Source organism: Chitinimonas violaceus (assembly GCF_052601015.1).
Window position 1 is genome coordinate 1 of sequence record NZ_JBQXDJ010000050.1, and the last position, 17,627, is coordinate 17,627.

The following is a 17,627-nucleotide window of genomic DNA, read 5'->3' on the forward strand; positions in this document are numbered from 1 at the left end:
CAAAGCTCGTCACTGAGCATCAATCGGGGCATAGCAAACCCGCAGGGTGATTGGTATAGGAACCGTAATTCTGCGGGTTTGCTGCGCTTCTTCAATATACCGAAGTCAAAACGTCAACAGACCCTAGGCTTTTGTACAAAGCAAAGTCTCACGCTTGGCGCTTCCTTGCTGATGCGCGCAATCAGATCAGGCCCGAAACTTTCTACAAAGCCTTCACTGGTCCGCAGCGTGAATGTTCTGACCAACTGCTGGAGGTTGAGCTGTTCAACCGGGCGTAGCACGGCTTCGGCCTCCTGCACCAGCTGAGTAACCCGCTCGCGAAGTTCAAGCGCCCGAGGCGTAGGCACAAGACCACGCCCGGCTCTGACCAGCAAAGGGTCACCCGTCGTCTCGCGCAACCGCGCCAACGCTCGGCTCATTGCCGACGGACTGAGCCGTAACCGTTGGGCTGCACGCGCAACATTCCCTTCCGCAAGCAGCACATCCAGGGTAACAAGTAGGTTGAGATCTGGCTTCGACATCCACCGACCATAGCACAGCCGTATTTTGATAATGGCGTTACATGCATGAATAAAGTGCAAATGCTGCGCCTTCCGCCATACCAAGCAAGGGACTACCTTATCGAAAGCATGCCTAAAGGAGTCCACCTTGAAATCCAATCACCCCAAACAAGATGAAGCAGGCGGCGGAGACGAGAAACTGACATCCTCAACCCGGTGGGCGCTCGCTGGCCTCTCGCTCTCTCGCTGTCTATCCTGATGCCCTCACTCGATACCAGCATCGCCAACGCAGGCCTGCCGATACTGGCTCGGGCATTCTCTGCATCATTTCAGGCAACCCAGTGGATCGTCCTTGCTTATCTATTCGCCATCACAACCTTGATCGTCAGTGTCGGGCGGCTTGGCGACATCATCGGCCGCCGCAGGTTGCTATTAACTGGAATCGCCCTGTTTACTGTCGCGTCGCTACTATGCGGCGTGGCCCCCGCACTCTGGTTGCTGATTGTCGCCCGGGCAGTACAGGGGCTAGGTGCGGCCATCATGCTGGCCCTCGCCCTGGCATTTGTCAGTGAAACCGTGCCACAGGCAAAGACCGGTAGCGCCATGGGACTGCTCGGTACGATGTCGGCAATTGGCACAACGCTCGGGCCATCGCTTGGTGGTTTACTGATTGCAGGTCTTGGTTGGCAGGCCATCTTTCTTATCAACGTCCCGCTGGGCATACTGGGTTTTCTTCTCGCGTATCGCTACCTGCCTATCGACCGCCAAGTGATAGAGCGCGACTGGGTGGTCTTCGACAAGCCAGGCACGTTGCTGCTTGCGCTGACGCTTGCGGCTTACACGCTCGCCATGACATTTGGCCACGGCCATTTTGGACCACTCAACCTAGCGTTGTTATTAGTTGCTGCCTGCGGTACCGGTCTCTTTGTGCTCGCGGAGACCAAAGCCACATCACCATTGATCCACTTGGCTATGTTTCGCGATCCACTATTGAGTGCAGGCCTTGCCATGAGCGGACTGGTTTCAACCGTAATGATGGCAACCCTGGTGGTCGGACCTTTCTATCTCTCTTATGCGCTTGGGCTCAAAACCGCATTGGTCGGCTTCATTTTGTCTATCGGCCCACTGGTCGCAGCCACAGCCGGTGTACCGGCCGGTCGCCTTGTGGATCGTTTTGGCGCACAGCGCATGATCGCGATTGGGCTCAGCGGCATTGCGGGCGGGACATTTGCTCTATCGATGGTACCGGCGGAATTTGGTGTCACTGGCTACGTTGCACCCATTATTGTTGTCACCGCCAATTATGCGCTGTTCCAGGCAGCCAACAACACCGCCATCATGGCGGGCGTTCACCCAGGCCAGAAAGGCGTCATCTCCGGCATGCTCAATCTGTCGCGCAATCTCGGGCTTATCACTGGGGTATCTGTCATGGGCGCTATATTTGCAGCCGCATCGGTGACCTCCGACATCACAACGGTACATGCCGAAGCCATTGCTACCGGTATGCGGGTTACTTTTGCCGTTGCAACGGCGATAATCCTTGTCGCTATTGGTATCTCCGTTGGCAGCGGCTCACTCACAACTGGCCGCTCGCAATCTCGTGCGGTCTCATAAGGTAAACCCGCCGCGCTACCTGCCTATATCCAACCGCTTGTGCTCAGTTCGCAGCCATTACACCACCTGCGCAGTCACATCGTAAGCAACTACCAGCACAATTCCGATCGCAAACCGGTTCTCAAGGTATATCGGCATAGCGCATCCGCCGCTCGATGATCGCAGCCTTACGATTCAGGCCTCTCGCGTTACGGTTCTTATCGTAATAGCGGGGGTTGGGCACCATGGCTGCCAGCTTCGCGGCCTGGGCTGCACCAAGATTTGCAGCACTGGTCTGATAGTAGTGGCGGGCAGCGGCTTCTGCGCCAAATACCCCGTTTCCCCACTCAATCACGTTCAGGTAGATCTCGAAGATGCGACGTTTATCCATCACCGCTTCCAACATCAGGGTGATGGCGGCTTCCTCAAGTTTGCGTAGATAGCTGCGCCGGCCAGACAGAAAGAGATTCTTCGCCAGTTGCTGGCTGATAGTGGAACCACCCGCAGCAATACGCCCCTTCTTCATATTCTTTTCCCAGGCCGTCTGTATACCTTCCCAATCGAACCCTTCATGTTCCAGAAATTTGGCGTCTTCACTCGCTACCAAGGCGCGTTTCAGACTAGGGGAGATTTGGGTGTAGGGCACCCACTTGTGCTTCAGTTCGGCTTCGGCATTGTCTTGGCGCAGCGCGGTAAGCTGTTGATCCATGAACGCCGTATCAGAGGGGTTGTAGTACTTCCACCAGACCACATGCGCGAAAAGCCATAGCTGGTAGAGCACAAACAAGACGATAAGCGCCAGCAGAATGCGGCCGATCAAGCGGGAAAGGGTCATGGCGCAGGATTATAATCGTGACAAGCGGCAAAGCTTGTCCAAGCCGATCTTACTGTGCAGCCGTAATCAGGGCTGATGCCCTGCTCGGGACAGCCCCTGAACGAGCTCAAACAGCATCTGGCTCATACAAAGCAGACATTACCTTGCGGATGTCGTGGTGGAAATACGTGCCCGGCAGACCGGGTTAATCGTCCGCCTTACGCTTGGCGGCGGATCGGGCAGCACGGCGTAGGAACTCACCTTGCCGGGAGAAGTTGCGGCAATAGTCGCAAATCAGCAAGTGCAGCCGTAAACGGAATTTCTCGCCCAGCGCAAGCTCGCGATCTAAACCTTCGGACACCATACGGGTGGCTTCTTTGCAGTTCATCATGCATGTTCACCAAACCAGTTTTTCTCCAGACACAGCCGCAAGCTCATCCGGGCCCGATACAGCAGCACTGAACAATTAGTCGCTGTGATCTCGAGGTTCTGACAGATTTCCTCTATTTCATGTCCCAGCGATTCACGCATGGCAAACACCAGTGCGGTGCGCTTGGGTAACCGTTCAGCGCATTCTCTGTAGACGCGCCAGAAATCCTGCTGTTCCAACGAGGCATCGGGGTTGCCCCAAGTACGGGGCGCATCGCTTCCCCAATGGCCGGTCTTGTCGAACAGGCTGTCAAAATCACTGAGGTCCCCCTCTTCATCCACCCGATTATCAAGCAGTAACGGATCGCGGCAGAGCTTGCGTTGCGCGTCGATAATCTTGTGCTTGAGAATACCTGTCAGCCACGTCTTGACGCTGGACTGCGCAGCAAAGCCGCTCTTGGCCTGCAATGCGGCCAACAACGTATCTTGTACAGCCTCCTCCGCGGCTTCCTCGTCACGCAAACGGTATAGCGCATAGCGCAGCAGATAGTCACGGAATTCAGCAAGCTGCTGGTCGTCAGGCAGATTCAAGTTAAGCTCGCTTTATAAGGCCCTGAAAGGCATAGTAAATAAGCTGGAAATTATAATCTCTATGTTATCTCTTCAACACTTGCTGCACATCCGTACGAGAACCGGCTCCTATAACCAGTGCGCTTCATCACCTCTGTTCTGATGGGCACGCAAAATACGTTGGAACACGCCCGGATCTTTCCGGTAGGTCAACTCACCTGCCGGCGGTTTATGCCAATCCCACAAGCGCGAAACCCAAAAACGCAATGCCGCCGCACGCAACATCAGCGGCCAAGCTTCCTGCTCCGCCTGACTCAACAACCGGGCGGACTGATATCCCTGGCACAAGGCCTGGGCAAGTTGCGGGTCAATTTCGCCATCAGGCCGGGCACACCAATCATTGATGGTAATCGCCACGTCATAGATCAGGATATCGTTACAGGCATAGTAAAAGTCGATAAAACCGCCAATCCGGTCACCATGCATCAATACATTGTCGCGAAACAGATCGGCATGGATCACACCACTTGGCAGATGCGTAAAACGGTGGCGGCTCTGCTGCCCGATCTCCGCCTTCAGCATCGCAGCATCGTCACTGTTCAGATAGGGGTATAGCTCAGGCGCAGCTACGTTCCACCATGCGGGGCCACGTGGGTTGGCCATATGCCCGGGGTAGGTTTCCGCAGCACGGTGCATCTGCGCCAGCATAGCTCCAAGTGCAAAGCACTGGGAGGCACTGGCCTGAACCACAGGCTCGCCCGGCAACCATTCCGACAAGACAGTAGGACGGCCGCAGAGCGTATCGATCATCTCGTCGCGCTGGTTGGCAATCGGTGCCGCACACGCAATACCGTGGTGTGCCAGATGCGCCACCAGATTCACATAAAACGGCAGCTCATGTGCCTGCAGCGTTTCAAACAAGGTCAGCACATACTGGCCCTGCGTGGTCGTAACCGCGTAATTGGTATTGGTAATGCCCGCGGCAATGCCTCTGAGCTCGACCAGTTCACCCAGCGCATAACGTTTGAGCCAGTTGGCCAGTTCAGGCACAGAGACGGTAGTAAAAACAGACATGGGAGAAAATCACTTCAAACTTCGGGTTCAGGTGCCATTTGGCGGCAGAAACAACAAGGCGGGGCATCCCACCCCACCTTAGAACCAGTCTACGATCTCACTTCTGAGTGGTGATCAGGACTTATGCGCCACTCGTGACAGATCTTGAACAGGTTCCTAAGCGACAAATGGGCTAGAAACGCTTGATCACCCACTTTGGCGGCCGGACTGTGGGTTGCCCATCGCGGCGCACCAACTTACCTGTGCCATCTTCATCGCTCAGATAGTATTCCGGCCCCACCTTGGGTTTGACCTTGACCATATAAAGCCGGCCAGCCATCCGGTATTCCGACACCGTCGCATCATCCTTTTGAATGATGGTGACTTCAGGCTCAAGCACCGCTTCGTCCACCGTTCCTGGCGGCAATGCCGGTGGTGGTGGCACCTGTACGGGCGGTTTTTCAGCCGCATACACCCCGGCACTCCATAGTGCCAGGGCAATCAGACAATAACGCATAGGGTTTACTCCTTCACTGTGCTTACCGATGGTCTCTATGCGATCCGACCAAATGGTCCAAGTTCTTAAGAACCTATTCAAAGTCTGCTGTGCGTCATCAATACGGCATTGAAAGCATCCTCGGCATGCTCATTTACCGCTCGTAAACTGCGCTTCCTTGGCTATTGTCGCCTTGTCTTGCTTTAACCCGCGAGACTTTGAACAGGTTCTTAGAACCTGTTGATGATCTTACTGTTCAGCCAATCTGCAAACAGATGCCAAAGCAGCACCAGCTTACAAACTCAGTTGCATCTCCCGCTCGGCTGGGCTCAGACCAAAACCGCGGGTCTCGTAGAAATTGAAGATCGCGTCAACTACCGCTTTCGGCTCGTCAATCACCTGCATCAGGTCCAGATCCGAAGGGTTGATCATGCCCTCGGCCAGCAGGGTGTTGCGAATCCAATCAAGCAAACCGCTCCAGAAGGCGCTGCCGACAAGAATAATCGGCATCTTGCGGCTCTTACCTGTCTGGATCAGCGTCAAGGCTTCGCTCAATTCATCGATCGTGCCAAAACCACCCGGCATCACCACATAGGCGGTGGCGTTCTTCACGAACATCACCTTGCGGGCGAAAAAGTGACGGAATGTCTGGCTGACATCCTGATAAGGATTGCCATGTTGTTCGTGGGGCAGCTGGATATTGAGCCCCACGGAAGGCGACTTGCCGTGGAATGCACCCTTGTTGGCTGCCTCCATAATGCCCGGACCGCCGCCGGAAATCACGCTGAATCCGGCATCGGACAAAAGGCGGGCAATTTCCTCGGTGAGTTTATAGTACGGGTGGTCTCGCGGGGTACGCGCCGAACCAAACAAGGAAACAGCAGGCTGAATCGCTTGCAGCCGTTCTGTCGCCTCGACGAATTCAGACATAATCTCGAAAACGCGCCACGCTTCGCGCGAGCGATAAGCTTGCGTAGCCGCCATGGCAGCCGGATCGGTATCGCTGGGTAACTTGCTGTGGGCACTCATTTTTCTACTCTTTCTTCGTATTTTGGTACGCGCGGGCAAGACAGCCTCGCACCTACTTCATCCTGCCGGAGCACAATGCATGTCTAATAAAACGCTCTTACTGATCGATGGCTCTTCATACCTATATAGAGCGTTTCACGCCATGCCGGATTTGCGCAGCCCAAGCGGCGCACCGACGGGGGCTTTGCGCGGCATTCTCGCCATGTTGAAGAAGCTGGTGAAAGAAGTGCCGGCCGATTATATCGGCTGTGTATTCGATGCCAAGGGCAAGACCTTTCGTGATGCACTTTACCCCGAATACAAGGCACAACGTCCATCCATGCCGGACGACCTGAGGGCTCAGATCGAACCCATCCATGCCGCCATCACTGCCATGGGGTTGCCTATCTTGATGGTAGACGGCGTGGAGGCAGATGATGTGATCGGCACACTCGCATGCCAGGCCAATGCCTTGGGCATGCAGGTTATCGTATCCACTGGCGACAAGGATATGGCGCAACTTGTGACGCCAAACGTACGGCTGGTCAACACCATGAGTGAGGAAACGCTCGACGAAGCCGGTGTGCTGGCCAAGTTCGGCGTATTGCCAAACCGTATCATCGATTACCTGGCCCTGATAGGCGACACCGTGGATAACATTCCGGGTGTACCCAAGTGTGGCCCCAAAACTGCGGTGAAATGGCTAAGCGAACATGGCAACCTCGATGCCATCATGGCCAATGCACACCAGATCGGCGGGGCGGTAGGCCAGAATCTACGTAACACGTTGGAATGGTTGCCTATGGGACGTACGCTGGTAACCATCAAGTGTGATGTCGATCTCAGCGTGGAAATGCCCAAGGGCTTCGACAGCCTATCCCCACGCGATGCCGACAAACCCACGCTGACCAATCTTTATGAGACCTACGGTTTCAAGACTTGGCTGGCGGAACTGAAGAACGACGCTGCAGTAGGCGACAAGATTGCGGCTGAAGGCAATACATCCGCCCTGCGCAGCTTTGCGCCCAACGAGAGCGGTGATTTATCGGAACTGGCTCGGGATTATGAAACCATTGAAACCGAAGCGCAGCTTGATACCTGGATCCACAAGCTGAATACAGCCGACATCGTTGCCGTCGATACCGAAACCGACAGCCTGGAGCCGATGCTCGCACGCATCGTCGGCATCAGCTTCGCGCTGCTCGACGGCGGTTCCAGTACCATCGGCGCAGCATACCTCCCCCTGGGGCACCACTATGCTGACGCGCCAGAACAACTGCCGTTCGATGCCACGCTGGCCAAACTGAAACCCTGGCTGGAAAACCCAAGCAAAAAGAAACTCGGCCAGAACCTGAAATACGACCAGCATGTGTTCGCCAACCATGGCATTGCGCTGGCTGGTGTAGTGGAAGATACCTTACTGCAAAGCTATGTGCTGGACAGCACCGAGCGACATGGCATGGATGAACTTGCTGCCAAGCATCTAGGCTTGAAAGCGATCAGTTATGAGGAAGTGGCAGGCAAAGGGGCAAAACAGATTGGCTTTGCGGCGGTTGCCATTGATGTCGCCACGCGGTATTCCGCTGAAGACGCCGACATCACACTACGCCTGCATCATGCCTTCGCACCGCAGCTTGCCGCCAACCCAAAGCTCGATTTCATCTACCGCCAGATTGAGCTCCCCTGCCGGGAAGTGCTGTTCAAGATGGAACGCAACGGTGTTCTGCTGAACAACAGCCTGTTGCAAAAACAAAGCCACGAGCTGGGACAGTCGATGCTTCGGCTGGAACAGGAAGCCTACGAATTGGCTGGCCAGCCATTCAACTTGGGTTCACCCAAGCAGATAGGCGAGATTCTGTTCGACAAACTCAAGCTGCCCATCATCAAGAAAACCCCAAAAGGCGCACCAAGTACCGATGAGGATGTCTTGAGCGAGCTCGCGCGTGACTTCCCGCTGCCAGCCAAATTGTTGCAACACCGCAGCCTCGCCAAACTCAAGTCCACCTATACCGACAAACTGCCGCTGATGATCAACGCCAAGTCGGGCCGGGTACATACCAACTATGGGCAAGCCACAGCGGTAACCGGCCGCCTGGCCAGCAACGACCCCAATTTACAGAACATCCCGGTGCGTACTGCAGAAGGCCGGCGGATTCGCGAAGCCTTTATCGCACCGCCAGGCCATCAGATCGTGAGCGCCGATTATTCGCAGATCGAACTGCGCATCATGGCGCACCTGAGCAGTGACGAGGGCATGCTCAAGGCCTTCGAGGCAGGTATCGACATTCACCGCGCCACGGCTGCTGAAGTGTTCGGCGCAACGCCGGAAACCGTCAGCGCCGAGCAGCGTCGTTACGCCAAGGCGATCAACTTCGGCCTGATCTATGGCATGAGCGCCTTTGGACTGGCGGCACAGCTGGATATTGAACGCAGTGCCGCACAGAACTATATCGACCGCTATTTCGCCCGTTACCCTGGTGTGGCTGCCTATATGCAAACCACCCGGGAAACTGCACGCGAGCAAGGCTACGTGGAAACCTGGTTTGGCCGTCGCCTTTGGCTGCCCGAAATCCGTTCTTCCAACCAGGGCCGCCGCCAAGGGGCCGAGCGTGCCGCCATCAATGCGCCCATGCAGGGTACCGCAGCCGACCTGATCAAGCTGGCGATGATCGCAGTACAGAACTGGATTGAAGAGGACAAGCTCAAAACGCGGTTGATCATGCAGGTACACGATGAACTGGTAATGGAAGTGCCGGATGAGGAACTGGAACTCGTCAAAACCAAGCTACCCGCCCTGATGGCTGGCGTAGCCGACCTGAAAGTACCGTTGTTGGCCGAAGTGGGTGTGGGGATGAGCTGGGAAGCCGCACACTGATTACACGATAAATTCCAAGGTAACGATTACGCGGCGAACCCGCATATATCAACAAAAAGGCCCGGTTTCTGACCGGGCCTTTTTGTTTAATACCATCCAATTACCGGATTAATCCACCCAGTTCACCAACCCGGAATACGCAGTCAGCAACACGACTACGCCGAACGCAATGCGGTACCAGGCGAAAGCAACAAAGGTGTGATTTGCCAAAAAGCGCAGCAAAGCACGCACTGCAATCAGCGCAAAGATAAAGCTGGCGATAAAGCCAACCGCAAATATGGCCAGATCATCGGTACTGAGCAGGTGCCAGTGCTTATAGATGCTGTAGAGCGAAGCGGTGCCCAACACCGGAATACCCAGCAAAAAGCTGAACTCGGTGGCGACGGTACGGGAGATACCGAACAGCATGCCGCCGACAATGGTGGAGCCCGAGCGCGAGGTGCCTGGGATCAACGCCAAGCATTGTGCCAAACCAACTTTGAGAGCATCCGGCCAACGCATATCGTCCACAGAATGAATCCTGACTACCTGCTGGCGCTTCTCGGCCCACAGGATGATGATGCCGCCGACTATAAAGGCGATTGCTACCGTCACCGGATTGAACAATACGGCTTTGATCTCGGTACCGAACAGTTTGGCCAGCGCCATGGCAGGCACTGCGGCAACAGCGATATTGATCAGCAACTGGCGGCCCGGACCGGGTTCACGCGCATGGGTGATGGCATAGACCAAGCGTTGGCGGTATTCCCACATCACGGCCAACATGGCGCCTAGCTGGATGAAGATTTCAAAAACATCCCGTTTGTCTTTATCCAAAAATCCAAGCAGATGTCCCGTTAGAATCAGGTGGCCTGTGCTGGATATCGGCAAAAACTCAGTAATGCCCTCAACCAAACCCATAATGAACGCATGAAACAACAGTATTAAATCCATTCCACCAGCCTTTTCATAAAAAGGCGTTGATTATAAGCCGCTTAGCCGCCACCTCGGCTGCTCGTCTAGGTGCCACTTAGCCGAGTAAACCTACCGCTCGCGCCATATTTGATCATTTATTAGGGAAAACCATGTCGAATGAAATAACGACAAATCCCATATCTGCAGCACCTGAGGCACAGCAATATACGTTGCGCTTTCATGGCAGCACCGGGGAATATTTTCGTATCTGGATCGTCAATCTGCTCTTGTCGATCGTGACGCTGGGCATCTATTCAGCCTGGGCCAAAGTACGCACCACGCGGTATTTCTATGGGGCGACCGAACTGGCCAACGCCCGTTTTGACTACCACGGCAAACCCATCGCCATTCTGATTGGCCGGCTGATCGCGTTGGCACTGCTCATTCCCTACATTCTGCTCAGCGAGTTCATTCCACCCCTGGCTGCCCTTTTCCTCTTGTTGCTGTTTTTTGTTACGCCGTTTCTGATCATCCGTGCGTTGCGTTTTCGTCTTGGGATGACCAGCTACAGAAACCTGCGCTTCAGTTTCACAGGCTCGACTGGCGACGCGGCTGTGAATTACCTGCTGTTGCCTATGGTCATCTTCATGACAGCCATGCTCGCCTTGCCATGGGTAGCACACCAGCAACGCCAGTGGATTCTCGATCATGTCCGCTATGGTCAGCAGCAGTTCACGTTAAAGCCTGCTGTGGGCGAATGGTACAAGGCTTATTTCTGTGCGCTGCTTGCCTTCATCGTGCTGACCGTATTGGTCGTCATCCTTGCCGGTATCGGCTTTGTCGGTATTGCCAGTACTATCAAATCCGGCTCCGCTCCACTGGCAGTGATAGGCTTTATCGCCTTTTATATCGCGGTGCTTTCTGTCTTTACTGCCGTCATGCGGACATTGGTCGGTTGGCTCAGCAAGCTGGTATTTCAGCGGCTTACCTTGGGAGAGCTGTACTTCAAGGCGGAATATCGGGCGACTGATTTGTTTTCCCTACATCTCCTCAACAGCCTGGCGTTGTACTTCAGCCTTGGTCTTGCCTACCCATGGATACGCGTACGGACCACCCGCTATATGGTCGAAAACCTCAGCCTCCATGCTCCAGGAGGACTCGGTGCATTTACCGCGACAGCGCAAACCCAGACGGGTACAGCAGGTGAGGAGATAGCCGATATGTTCGACGTGGATGTCGGCCTATGACCGTCTGGCGCGCCAGCTATTTCGACGGGCTGCAGTCCGCAGCCAGCGAGGTCGAAATCGCGCTTACGCCGGCTGGACTCTGGCTGGGCTTGCCAAAGGGCGAACTGATCATTGCGCTCGATAGGCTAAAACTCGTTGAACCCATAGGTAGCGGCCAACCCTGGCGTATTGAACTTGCCGATGGCGGCATGCTTGATGTCATCGATGGCGCAAGTTTGGCCAAGCTCGTTGGCAGACAGCGCAGCTGGCTGGGGCGTTGGGAAGCCTCCTTGAAACTGGCGCTGTTGGTCCTACCGTTATTGGCGCTGTTCCTGTTCGCCGCTTACCGCTGGGGCCTGCCTGCCGCGGCAGACCTCGCCGCGCGTGCTGTTCCCGCAAGCAGTGAACGCTGGATGGGGGAACGGACGCTGCAAGTGCTCGACCACAATACTTTGGCCCCCAGCCGCTGGCCCGCCGAACGGCAGGCTCAGATCCGCCAGCGCCTTACTGAGCTTGGGGGTCATGCGGCACCTTACCGACTTGAATTCCGACGAGGTGACAGCATCGGCGCCAATGCCTTCGTCTTGCCCGGTAATCTGATGGTAGTAACCGATGACCTGTTGGCCATCCTGACCCAGGATGAATTGATGGCGGTACTGGCGCATGAGGCCGGCCACATCGAAGACCGGCATGCGATACGGGGCATACTGCGTTCCAGCGGCCTTGCATTGAGCATCTCCATCCTGATCGGCGATACCAGCTCCCTGGTGGACCTGTTGGTCAGTCTTCCCATCGCCTTGGCGGATTTACGCTACAGCCGGGAGTTCGAGGAAGAGGCCGATACCTATGCCTACACCTGGCTGCAATACCCTGGGCGTACACCCTGCAGCTTCGTGCGTGCATTACAGCGCATAGAACAGGCCCAGAGCGGCAAACACAAGAGGCAGTTGGACAAATTGCCAGACTGGTTATCCTCCCATCCGGATACGCTTGATCGCATGAACCGTTTCCAAGGCCACTGCCCACAGGGCTGATGCACTTATCAGCCAGGGTTGGCATCGTTGCCAACTGGACTAGACTATCTAATGGTGATTCCAACGCAGCATAAGCCTCGCCCTCCCATGTACGCAGGATTGCGTTCCCGCATGGCCGACTGATGCCGGAACCGTACCAATAGCCTTGAATAGTACACAGTGAAAGCCCGCCCACATGATCAAGCGTATTCCTTCGAGCGAGCTCAAAGTCGGCATGTATATCCATGACCTCGCTGCCGATTGGTCAGTCCATCCATTCATGCGGTCAGCCTTCCCCTTAAAGACAGAGAAGGAGATCGAAACGATTCTGGAGTGTGGCATTCACGAGGTCTACATCGATAGCGACCGCGGCCTTGATGTACCCGATGCCCCTACCAAAGAGGAAGTACAAAAAGCCATCCAGGCTGAAATGATGGCCGTCGCAACCAGCGAACCACCACCAAAGTTCCGTATCACCGTTGCAGAAGAAATAGGGAAGGCCAGAAACATCAAGAACCAGGCTGCCGATCTGGTACGTACCGTGATGCAGGACGCACGCCTTGGTAAAGCAGTCTCGTTGGATACGGTGGAGCCTGTAGTCGCCAGCATTACCGAGTCTATCTTGCGCAATTCCGGTGCGCTGATCGGGCTCATGCATATCAAGAACAAAGACGACTACACCTTCCTGCACTCGGTAAGCGTGTGCACCTTCATGGTAGCTTTCTGCCGATCAGCAGGGTTTGATGCGGAAATCACACGCCAGGCGGGCTTGGGGGGGCTGCTGCACGACACAGGCAAGGCGATGGTGCCCGATGAAGTACTCAACAAGCCCGGCCGCCTGACTGACGAGGAATTCGCGCTTATCCGAAAGCACCCGCGGGATGGGTATGAAATCCTGTTGAAAACACCCGAGATCGGTGACATTCCACTACAGATCACCCTGCACCATCATGAACGCGTCGATGGTTCGGGCTACCCGGACAAACTAGCGGGCGATCAGATCGGCACGCTGGTGAAGATGGCTTCGATTGTCGACGTTTACGATGCCATCACCGCAGACCGCTGCTACCACAAAGGTATGCCGCCTACCGATGCCCTGCGGAAATTGTTCGAATGGAGTTCGCACCACTTCGACCCTGACCTAGTCAAAGCCTTTATGCGCTGTGTCGGCATCTATCCGGTTGGTACCTTGGTGCTACTGGAAAGCGGGCGCATGGGTCTTGTCACCGAGCATAACGAGGAAAGCCTGCTGCAACCCAAAGTGAAGGTGATCTTCGATATCAAGAAAGGCTATCAATCGCCCTTCGAGATTGATCTGGCCAAGCCCATGGGGAAAGGTGGGGCGGACAAGATCGTCAGCCATGAAAGTCCGAGCAAGTGGAAGATTGATATACAGCGCTTTATGTAAAACCAGTTCACGATCTTACTGCGCAGCCGTGATCAGGGTTTATGTGCTGCTCGAAATCCTCATGTACCAATGTACATTCCGGTTTCTGCGCTGCTCTGCACCCTGCTGACAGCTGCTCGCTACAGATCGTTAACAGGTTTGAGAATCTGTTTTAAGTCTGCTGCGTGTCAGCAGTATGGCGTTGAAAATACTCTCGGAAATATCACTGGGTTTCTACTTCCAACCAATGCAGATAGTGCAACGCATGTTCCCGGCTCTCGCCACACATATCGAGCGCAGGGGGCAGGCTACTGCATACTGCCGGCCGATCAGGTTGGCCGAAAATGCGGCAGCCGTTCTGCTCGTCCAATTGCACACAACGCACCCCGGCAGGCTTGCCATAGGGCATACCCGGTATGGGTGAAGAGATGGAAGGCGCAATACAGCAGGCTGCACAACCCAGGCGACACTCCACCCTATTTGCTCAATCTGTCGCCAAAATTGACCAACAGTACGCCAGCCAACACGAACAACGCACCAATAAGCCGGGGGGTGGAAAGCTCACGTGTTGCCAGACCAAGCCAGCCAAAACGATCAAACAACAGCGAAGACAGTATCTGACCGCTGATGATCAACGACACCATCGCCGCCACCCCGATACGCGGTGCCAACAAGGTGGTACCAAACACAAACGCTGCACCCATCAGGCCCCCCGTCAGATGCCACCACGCAGCCTGGCTGATTCCTCCCAGGCCCTGCCAGCGTTGATTCGTCAGCACGGCAATCACACCCAGTGTCGCCGTGCCCACAGCAAAGGACACGAAGGCTGCCAATAGGGTACTACCACCAATCAGGCCCTTAAGCTGGTTGTTGACAGCAGCCTGCAACGGTACGACACATCCGATGAGTACCGCAAAAAGAAAGTAGAAGGCCGCCATCTTGTTCCATTCAGTCCAGTAAACCTTCGGCACGTAAGGCCATCTGCACCGCAGGCCTTGCAGCCACACGGGCGAGGTAGGCTTGCAGCCCCGGCCACTTGTCGAGGTTGATATGTAGGAAATTGCTCCAATTGAGGCATGTATACAGGTAAGCATCCGCCACACTGAATTGGCTGCCCAGCAAGTAAGCCTGTTCGGTCAACTGTGGTTCCAGCCAGTCGAACCAATGAAACAAACGATGCTTGCTTACCGCTTTCATTTCATCCGATGCAGTGCGAGACCATAATGGAGAGAAACCCTTATGAATCTCGGCGCCAATAAAGCCAAGCCATTCCTGCAACCGTACCCGCTCGAAGCTGCCTGCCGCAGGCGCCAAGGCCTTGGAGGGAACCTGATCTGCAACGAATTGAAGAATGGCGGCAACTTCAGTCAGCAGATTGCCATTTGCCAAACGCAACGCCGGCACATAGCCTTTGGAGTTGATGGTGTAGTAATCCTCACCTGAAGCAGTCTCATGCCGTTTCAGGTCCACGCGTTCCGTCTCGAAAACCAACTCTGCTTCTTTCAAGGCGATATGCGGTGCTAATGAGCAAACGCCCGGGGTGTAATAGAGTTTCATGTCTTCCTCCAAAGAATCCGACCCAGCATAAAAGTCTTTTCAAAGTCTGCTGCGAGTCAGCAATACAGCGTTGAACAAGTCTTACTTGGCTCAGTCGCTGTTTATGTCTCTCCAGTTGATGCATCATAAAGTACAACCCGGTTACGGCCGGCGCGTTTGGCTGCATACAACGCCTGGTCCGCTTGTTTGATCAGCAAGGCAAGGTCTGCCATTCCCGCTTGCAGACAGGCGCAGCCCACACTCATGGTCACTACCAGCTCGGTTCCGCTCTTGAGGCGGATCGGCGTCTCAGCCACCCGCTGTCTTAAACGTTCCGCGTTATAGACAATGCCGCTGTCCGGCTCTTCAGGAAGCAACACACAGAATTCCTCGCCCCCCAGGCGGCCGAACAAGTCCGTCTCCCGCAACTGCCGCTGCACACGCTGGCACAAGGCCTGCAGCACTTCATCGCCGACATCATGGCCATAAGTGTCGTTCACGTGTTTAAAGTGGTCGATATCCAGCATCAGCACCCCAAGAGGGCGTTGATAACGTACCGCCCGCTGCCACTCCACCAGGGCACGCTCCATGAAGTACCCACGGTTTGCAATTCCGGTTAAAGGGTCGAGCGTGGCCTTGAGCCAGAGCGACTCCTGTTCCAACTTGCGCTCTGAGATATCTGCCAGCGTCAGAAAGTAGACCGACTCATCGGTGTAGACAATCAAGGACCCGGACACCGCAGCCCAGAATGATGCCTGACCGGGACGTAACAGTTTCAGTTCGTAATCAGTCAGCGACTGGCTTTCATTGAGCTGCCGGAGTATCTCGGTATGCTGTTCCGGCTCTTCATACAACGAAGGCAGCAATCTGCCCGCCAACATGTCGCTTGGTTGGCCACATAGCTGCGCAGCTGCCTCATTCGCCACCAGTATCATATTGTCGCGCGCCCGCACCAGCAGAATCGGACGGGACAATGTCTCCAATGCGCGCAGAATATGCTCGTCATGCGCTTGCAAACGCTGTTGGCTGGCTAACACCTCCAACGCCAATTGCGACTCACGCCAGCCACGCCAGGCCATTGCTACAGAGAACAACGCCACCATCAGGAAAATGGCGACATAGGCCGCAGCCTTCATGCGCCAATCGCTAAAACGTTGCTGCTCGGACAAGCCCACCATCACCACAAATGGAAAGTTCTCCAGCCGGAAAAAGCTGTAGCCACGCTCCACTCCGTCCAGCTGCAACACCTTTACGCCATAGTCGCTGTTACGCCCATTAATCCATGTCGCCAGCGTGGCGGCATCTACTTCCAGCCTTTCTTCAACACCCGGCGGTTTCGGAAACAAACCAACAATGCGCAGGTTACTGTCATACAGGACAAAGCTGCTGTTACTCTGCGGATTCAACCGCCGTACCAGCTGCTCGAAGAACTCCAGCTTGACCAATGCCGAGACCAGCCCCGCCGGTTTCTGATTGACTCCCGGAACCCGTCTCACCATCAGAAAAGCAGACCCTTCCCCGTTGTACATGGCAAATGGCTCGGAGAACGCTACCTTGTCATCGGAAACAGCGAGCAGCTGCAAGAAGAAACGCTGCAGCTTTGGATCTATCGTCAGCAGCTGCCGGTTATTCAGTGCATAGCGGCCATAGGGTGGCAAAAAGGCAAGGCTCGCAACCGGTGGCAGTGTCGACAGTTTTTCACCCAGTATCTGTTGGAGTTTTGCCGACTGCTCACTCGAAAGCGACTCCAACTGGCTAAGCAATACAGGGTCTGCCTTGCCGGCCAGGTCGCGCAATACCAGATCGGTCGCGCGGAATGCGCCTTCGAGCTGTTCCTTGAGCAACTGGGCGATGCTCTGCGATGCAACACGTGCATTCTGCCGAGTATCCATGTAGGAGCTGCGCAACTCCCAGACGATCAACATCGCCAAAACGCCCAATCCACTTACAAGCCACAAGAGCAATATGCGGCGAGCGCGCACAAAGCCACGCCAACCGGGCTTCTTCGCGGCATAGGCAAGCGTGTTAGGTGGCGGCTGGCGCATTGCACGGCCTCTGAAATTCAGGGTTGCGTGCCGATTATAGGTTTTGGCAGCACGCTTGGCAGGGCAAAGAAAAAGGCCAGCGTGCTGGCCTTTGGCGAATCAAGCTGTAACCAAGACTTAGAATCTGTCTAAAGTCTCGCGAGCTAGAGCAAGACACAACGGAAGCACCTTATACGTTGGTACTTGAGGGTTTCGAGCAGCACATGAGCACTGATCACTACTGCGTACAGCCAGATCGTAATCAGGTC

General features: G+C 55.2%; 17 protein-coding genes and 1 other RNA gene. 6 read left to right on the top strand and 12 right to left on the bottom strand.

Translation table 11 applies throughout. The annotated features are described in order from the left end of the window. Window positions 1-113: 113 nt before the first annotated feature. Window positions 114-521, bottom strand: coding sequence for a LysR family transcriptional regulator (locus tag ACUHMQ_RS15305; RefSeq protein ID WP_445296330.1), 408 nt, complete (start codon window positions 519-521; stop codon window positions 114-116). Window positions 522-716: 195 nt separating this feature from the next. Between ACUHMQ_RS15305 and ACUHMQ_RS15310 the strand changes: the two genes are divergently transcribed. Continuing rightward, complete coding sequence (locus ACUHMQ_RS15310; RefSeq protein WP_445296331.1) at window positions 717-2,114, top strand: MFS transporter; 1,398 nt, start codon at window positions 717-719, stop codon at window positions 2,112-2,114. 121 nt (window positions 2,115-2,235) lie between these two features. On the opposite strand, the gene mtgA is transcribed toward ACUHMQ_RS15310, so the two are convergent. The 6 genes from mtgA to ACUHMQ_RS15340 all read right to left on the bottom strand — a co-directional run bounded on the left by mtgA (window position 2,236) and on the right by ACUHMQ_RS15340 (window position 6,424). Continuing rightward, on the bottom strand, window positions 2,236-2,928 hold the full coding sequence (mtgA, locus tag ACUHMQ_RS15315) for a monofunctional biosynthetic peptidoglycan transglycosylase (RefSeq protein ID WP_445296332.1): 693 nt from the start codon (window positions 2,926-2,928) through the stop codon (window positions 2,236-2,238). Window positions 2,929-3,112: 184 nt separating this feature from the next. Beyond that, window positions 3,113-3,298 carry a zf-HC2 domain-containing protein gene (locus ACUHMQ_RS15320; RefSeq protein WP_445296333.1) on the bottom strand — a complete coding sequence of 62 codons (186 nt, stop codon included), beginning with the start codon at window positions 3,296-3,298 and terminating at the stop codon, window positions 3,113-3,115. Further along, complete coding sequence (locus ACUHMQ_RS15325; protein ID WP_445296334.1) at window positions 3,295-3,867, bottom strand: sigma-70 family RNA polymerase sigma factor; 573 nt, start codon at window positions 3,865-3,867, stop codon at window positions 3,295-3,297. Before ACUHMQ_RS15325 ends, ACUHMQ_RS15320 begins: the two co-directional genes overlap by 4 nt. 108 nt (window positions 3,868-3,975) lie before the next feature. Further along, window positions 3,976-4,920: a homoserine kinase gene (locus ACUHMQ_RS15330; RefSeq protein WP_445296335.1), complete on the bottom strand. Its 945-nt coding sequence runs from the start codon at window positions 4,918-4,920 to the stop codon at window positions 3,976-3,978. 172 nt (window positions 4,921-5,092) lie between these two features. After that, window positions 5,093-5,416 carry a DUF2782 domain-containing protein gene (locus ACUHMQ_RS15335; RefSeq protein WP_445296336.1) on the bottom strand — a complete coding sequence of 108 codons (324 nt, stop codon included), beginning with the start codon at window positions 5,414-5,416 and terminating at the stop codon, window positions 5,093-5,095. Window positions 5,417-5,689: 273 nt separating this feature from the next. Next, entirely contained in the window at window positions 5,690-6,424 is a 735-nt protein-coding gene (locus ACUHMQ_RS15340; protein WP_445296337.1) for an LOG family protein, read from the bottom strand. Window positions 6,425-6,503: 79 nt separating this feature from the next. Here ACUHMQ_RS15340 and polA point away from each other — a divergent pair, with 79 nt between their 5' ends. Continuing rightward, window positions 6,504-9,278 carry a DNA polymerase I gene (polA, locus tag ACUHMQ_RS15345; RefSeq protein ID WP_445296338.1) on the top strand — a complete coding sequence of 925 codons (2,775 nt, stop codon included), beginning with the start codon at window positions 6,504-6,506 and terminating at the stop codon, window positions 9,276-9,278. A 108-nt stretch (window positions 9,279-9,386) separates the two neighbouring features. On the opposite strand, the gene ACUHMQ_RS15350 is transcribed toward polA, so the two are convergent. Then, entirely contained in the window at window positions 9,387-10,211 is an 825-nt protein-coding gene (locus tag ACUHMQ_RS15350) for an undecaprenyl-diphosphate phosphatase (RefSeq protein WP_445296339.1), read from the bottom strand. Between the two features lie 131 nt (window positions 10,212-10,342). Here ACUHMQ_RS15350 and ACUHMQ_RS15355 point away from each other — a divergent pair, with 131 nt between their 5' ends. The 4 genes from ACUHMQ_RS15355 (at window position 10,343) to ACUHMQ_RS15370 (ending at window position 13,954) form a co-directional block, all read left to right on the top strand. After that, a complete protein-coding gene (locus ACUHMQ_RS15355; RefSeq protein ID WP_445296340.1) occupies window positions 10,343-11,419 on the top strand; it encodes a YjgN family protein in 1,077 nt (358 codons plus the stop codon). Beyond that, a complete protein-coding gene (locus ACUHMQ_RS15360; protein WP_445296341.1) occupies window positions 11,416-12,432 on the top strand; it encodes a M48 family metallopeptidase in 1,017 nt (338 codons plus the stop codon). Before ACUHMQ_RS15355 ends, ACUHMQ_RS15360 begins: the two co-directional genes overlap by 4 nt. Window positions 12,433-12,607: 175 nt before the next feature. Further along, entirely contained in the window at window positions 12,608-13,819 is a 1,212-nt protein-coding gene (locus ACUHMQ_RS15365; protein WP_445296342.1) for an HD-GYP domain-containing protein, read from the top strand. Window positions 13,820-13,880: 61 nt separating this feature from the next. Next, window positions 13,881-13,954, top strand: a non-coding RNA gene (locus ACUHMQ_RS15370) — sX9 sRNA. Between the two features lie 67 nt (window positions 13,955-14,021). On the opposite strand, the gene ACUHMQ_RS15375 is transcribed toward ACUHMQ_RS15370, so the two are convergent. From ACUHMQ_RS15375 to ACUHMQ_RS15390, 4 genes are all read right to left on the bottom strand, one after another. Beyond that, window positions 14,022-14,273, bottom strand: coding sequence for a YkgJ family cysteine cluster protein (locus tag ACUHMQ_RS15375; protein ID WP_445296343.1), 252 nt, complete (start codon window positions 14,271-14,273; stop codon window positions 14,022-14,024). Between the two features lies 1 nt (window position 14,274). After that, entirely contained in the window at window positions 14,275-14,769 is a 495-nt protein-coding gene (locus ACUHMQ_RS15380; RefSeq protein ID WP_445296344.1) for a DMT family transporter, read from the bottom strand. Beyond that, window positions 14,747-15,355: a glutathione transferase GstA gene (gene gstA / locus ACUHMQ_RS15385; RefSeq protein ID WP_445296345.1), complete on the bottom strand. Its 609-nt coding sequence runs from the start codon at window positions 15,353-15,355 to the stop codon at window positions 14,747-14,749. Before gstA ends, ACUHMQ_RS15380 begins: the two co-directional genes overlap by 23 nt. A 101-nt stretch (window positions 15,356-15,456) precedes the next feature. After that, window positions 15,457-17,379, bottom strand: a complete 1,923-nt coding sequence (locus ACUHMQ_RS15390; protein WP_445296346.1) for a sensor domain-containing diguanylate cyclase — start codon at window positions 17,377-17,379, stop codon at window positions 15,457-15,459. Window positions 17,380-17,627 lie beyond the last annotated feature (248 nt).

What these genes read in the sequence shown, in the direction of transcription:
- ACUHMQ_RS15305 (WP_445296330.1), bottom strand. Translation starts at nt 521, where the DNA reads ATGTCGAAGCCAGATCTCAACCTACTTGTTACCCTGGATGTGCTGCTT.
- ACUHMQ_RS15335 (WP_445296336.1), bottom strand. Translation starts at nt 5,416, where the DNA reads ATGCGTTATTGTCTGATTGCCCTGGCACTATGGAGTGCCGGGGTGTAT.
- ACUHMQ_RS15340 (WP_445296337.1), bottom strand. Translation starts at nt 6,424, where the DNA reads ATGAGTGCCCACAGCAAGTTACCCAGCGATACCGATCCGGCTGCCATG.
- ACUHMQ_RS15360 (WP_445296341.1), top strand. Translation starts at nt 11,416, where the DNA reads ATGACCGTCTGGCGCGCCAGCTATTTCGACGGGCTGCAGTCCGCAGCC.
- ACUHMQ_RS15355 (WP_445296340.1), top strand. Translation starts at nt 10,343, where the DNA reads ATGTCGAATGAAATAACGACAAATCCCATATCTGCAGCACCTGAGGCA.
- polA (WP_445296338.1), top strand. Translation starts at nt 6,504, where the DNA reads ATGTCTAATAAAACGCTCTTACTGATCGATGGCTCTTCATACCTATAT.
- ACUHMQ_RS15390 (WP_445296346.1), bottom strand. Translation starts at nt 17,379, where the DNA reads ATGCGCCAGCCGCCACCTAACACGCTTGCCTATGCCGCGAAGAAGCCC.
- ACUHMQ_RS15320 (WP_445296333.1), bottom strand. Translation starts at nt 3,298, where the DNA reads ATGATGAACTGCAAAGAAGCCACCCGTATGGTGTCCGAAGGTTTAGAT.
- gstA (WP_445296345.1), bottom strand. Translation starts at nt 15,355, where the DNA reads ATGAAACTCTATTACACCCCGGGCGTTTGCTCATTAGCACCGCATATC.
- ACUHMQ_RS15350 (WP_445296339.1), bottom strand. Translation starts at nt 10,211, where the DNA reads ATGGATTTAATACTGTTGTTTCATGCGTTCATTATGGGTTTGGTTGAG.
- ACUHMQ_RS15330 (WP_445296335.1), bottom strand. Translation starts at nt 4,920, where the DNA reads ATGTCTGTTTTTACTACCGTCTCTGTGCCTGAACTGGCCAACTGGCTC.
- ACUHMQ_RS15365 (WP_445296342.1), top strand. Translation starts at nt 12,608, where the DNA reads ATGATCAAGCGTATTCCTTCGAGCGAGCTCAAAGTCGGCATGTATATC.
- mtgA (WP_445296332.1), bottom strand. Translation starts at nt 2,928, where the DNA reads ATGACCCTTTCCCGCTTGATCGGCCGCATTCTGCTGGCGCTTATCGTC.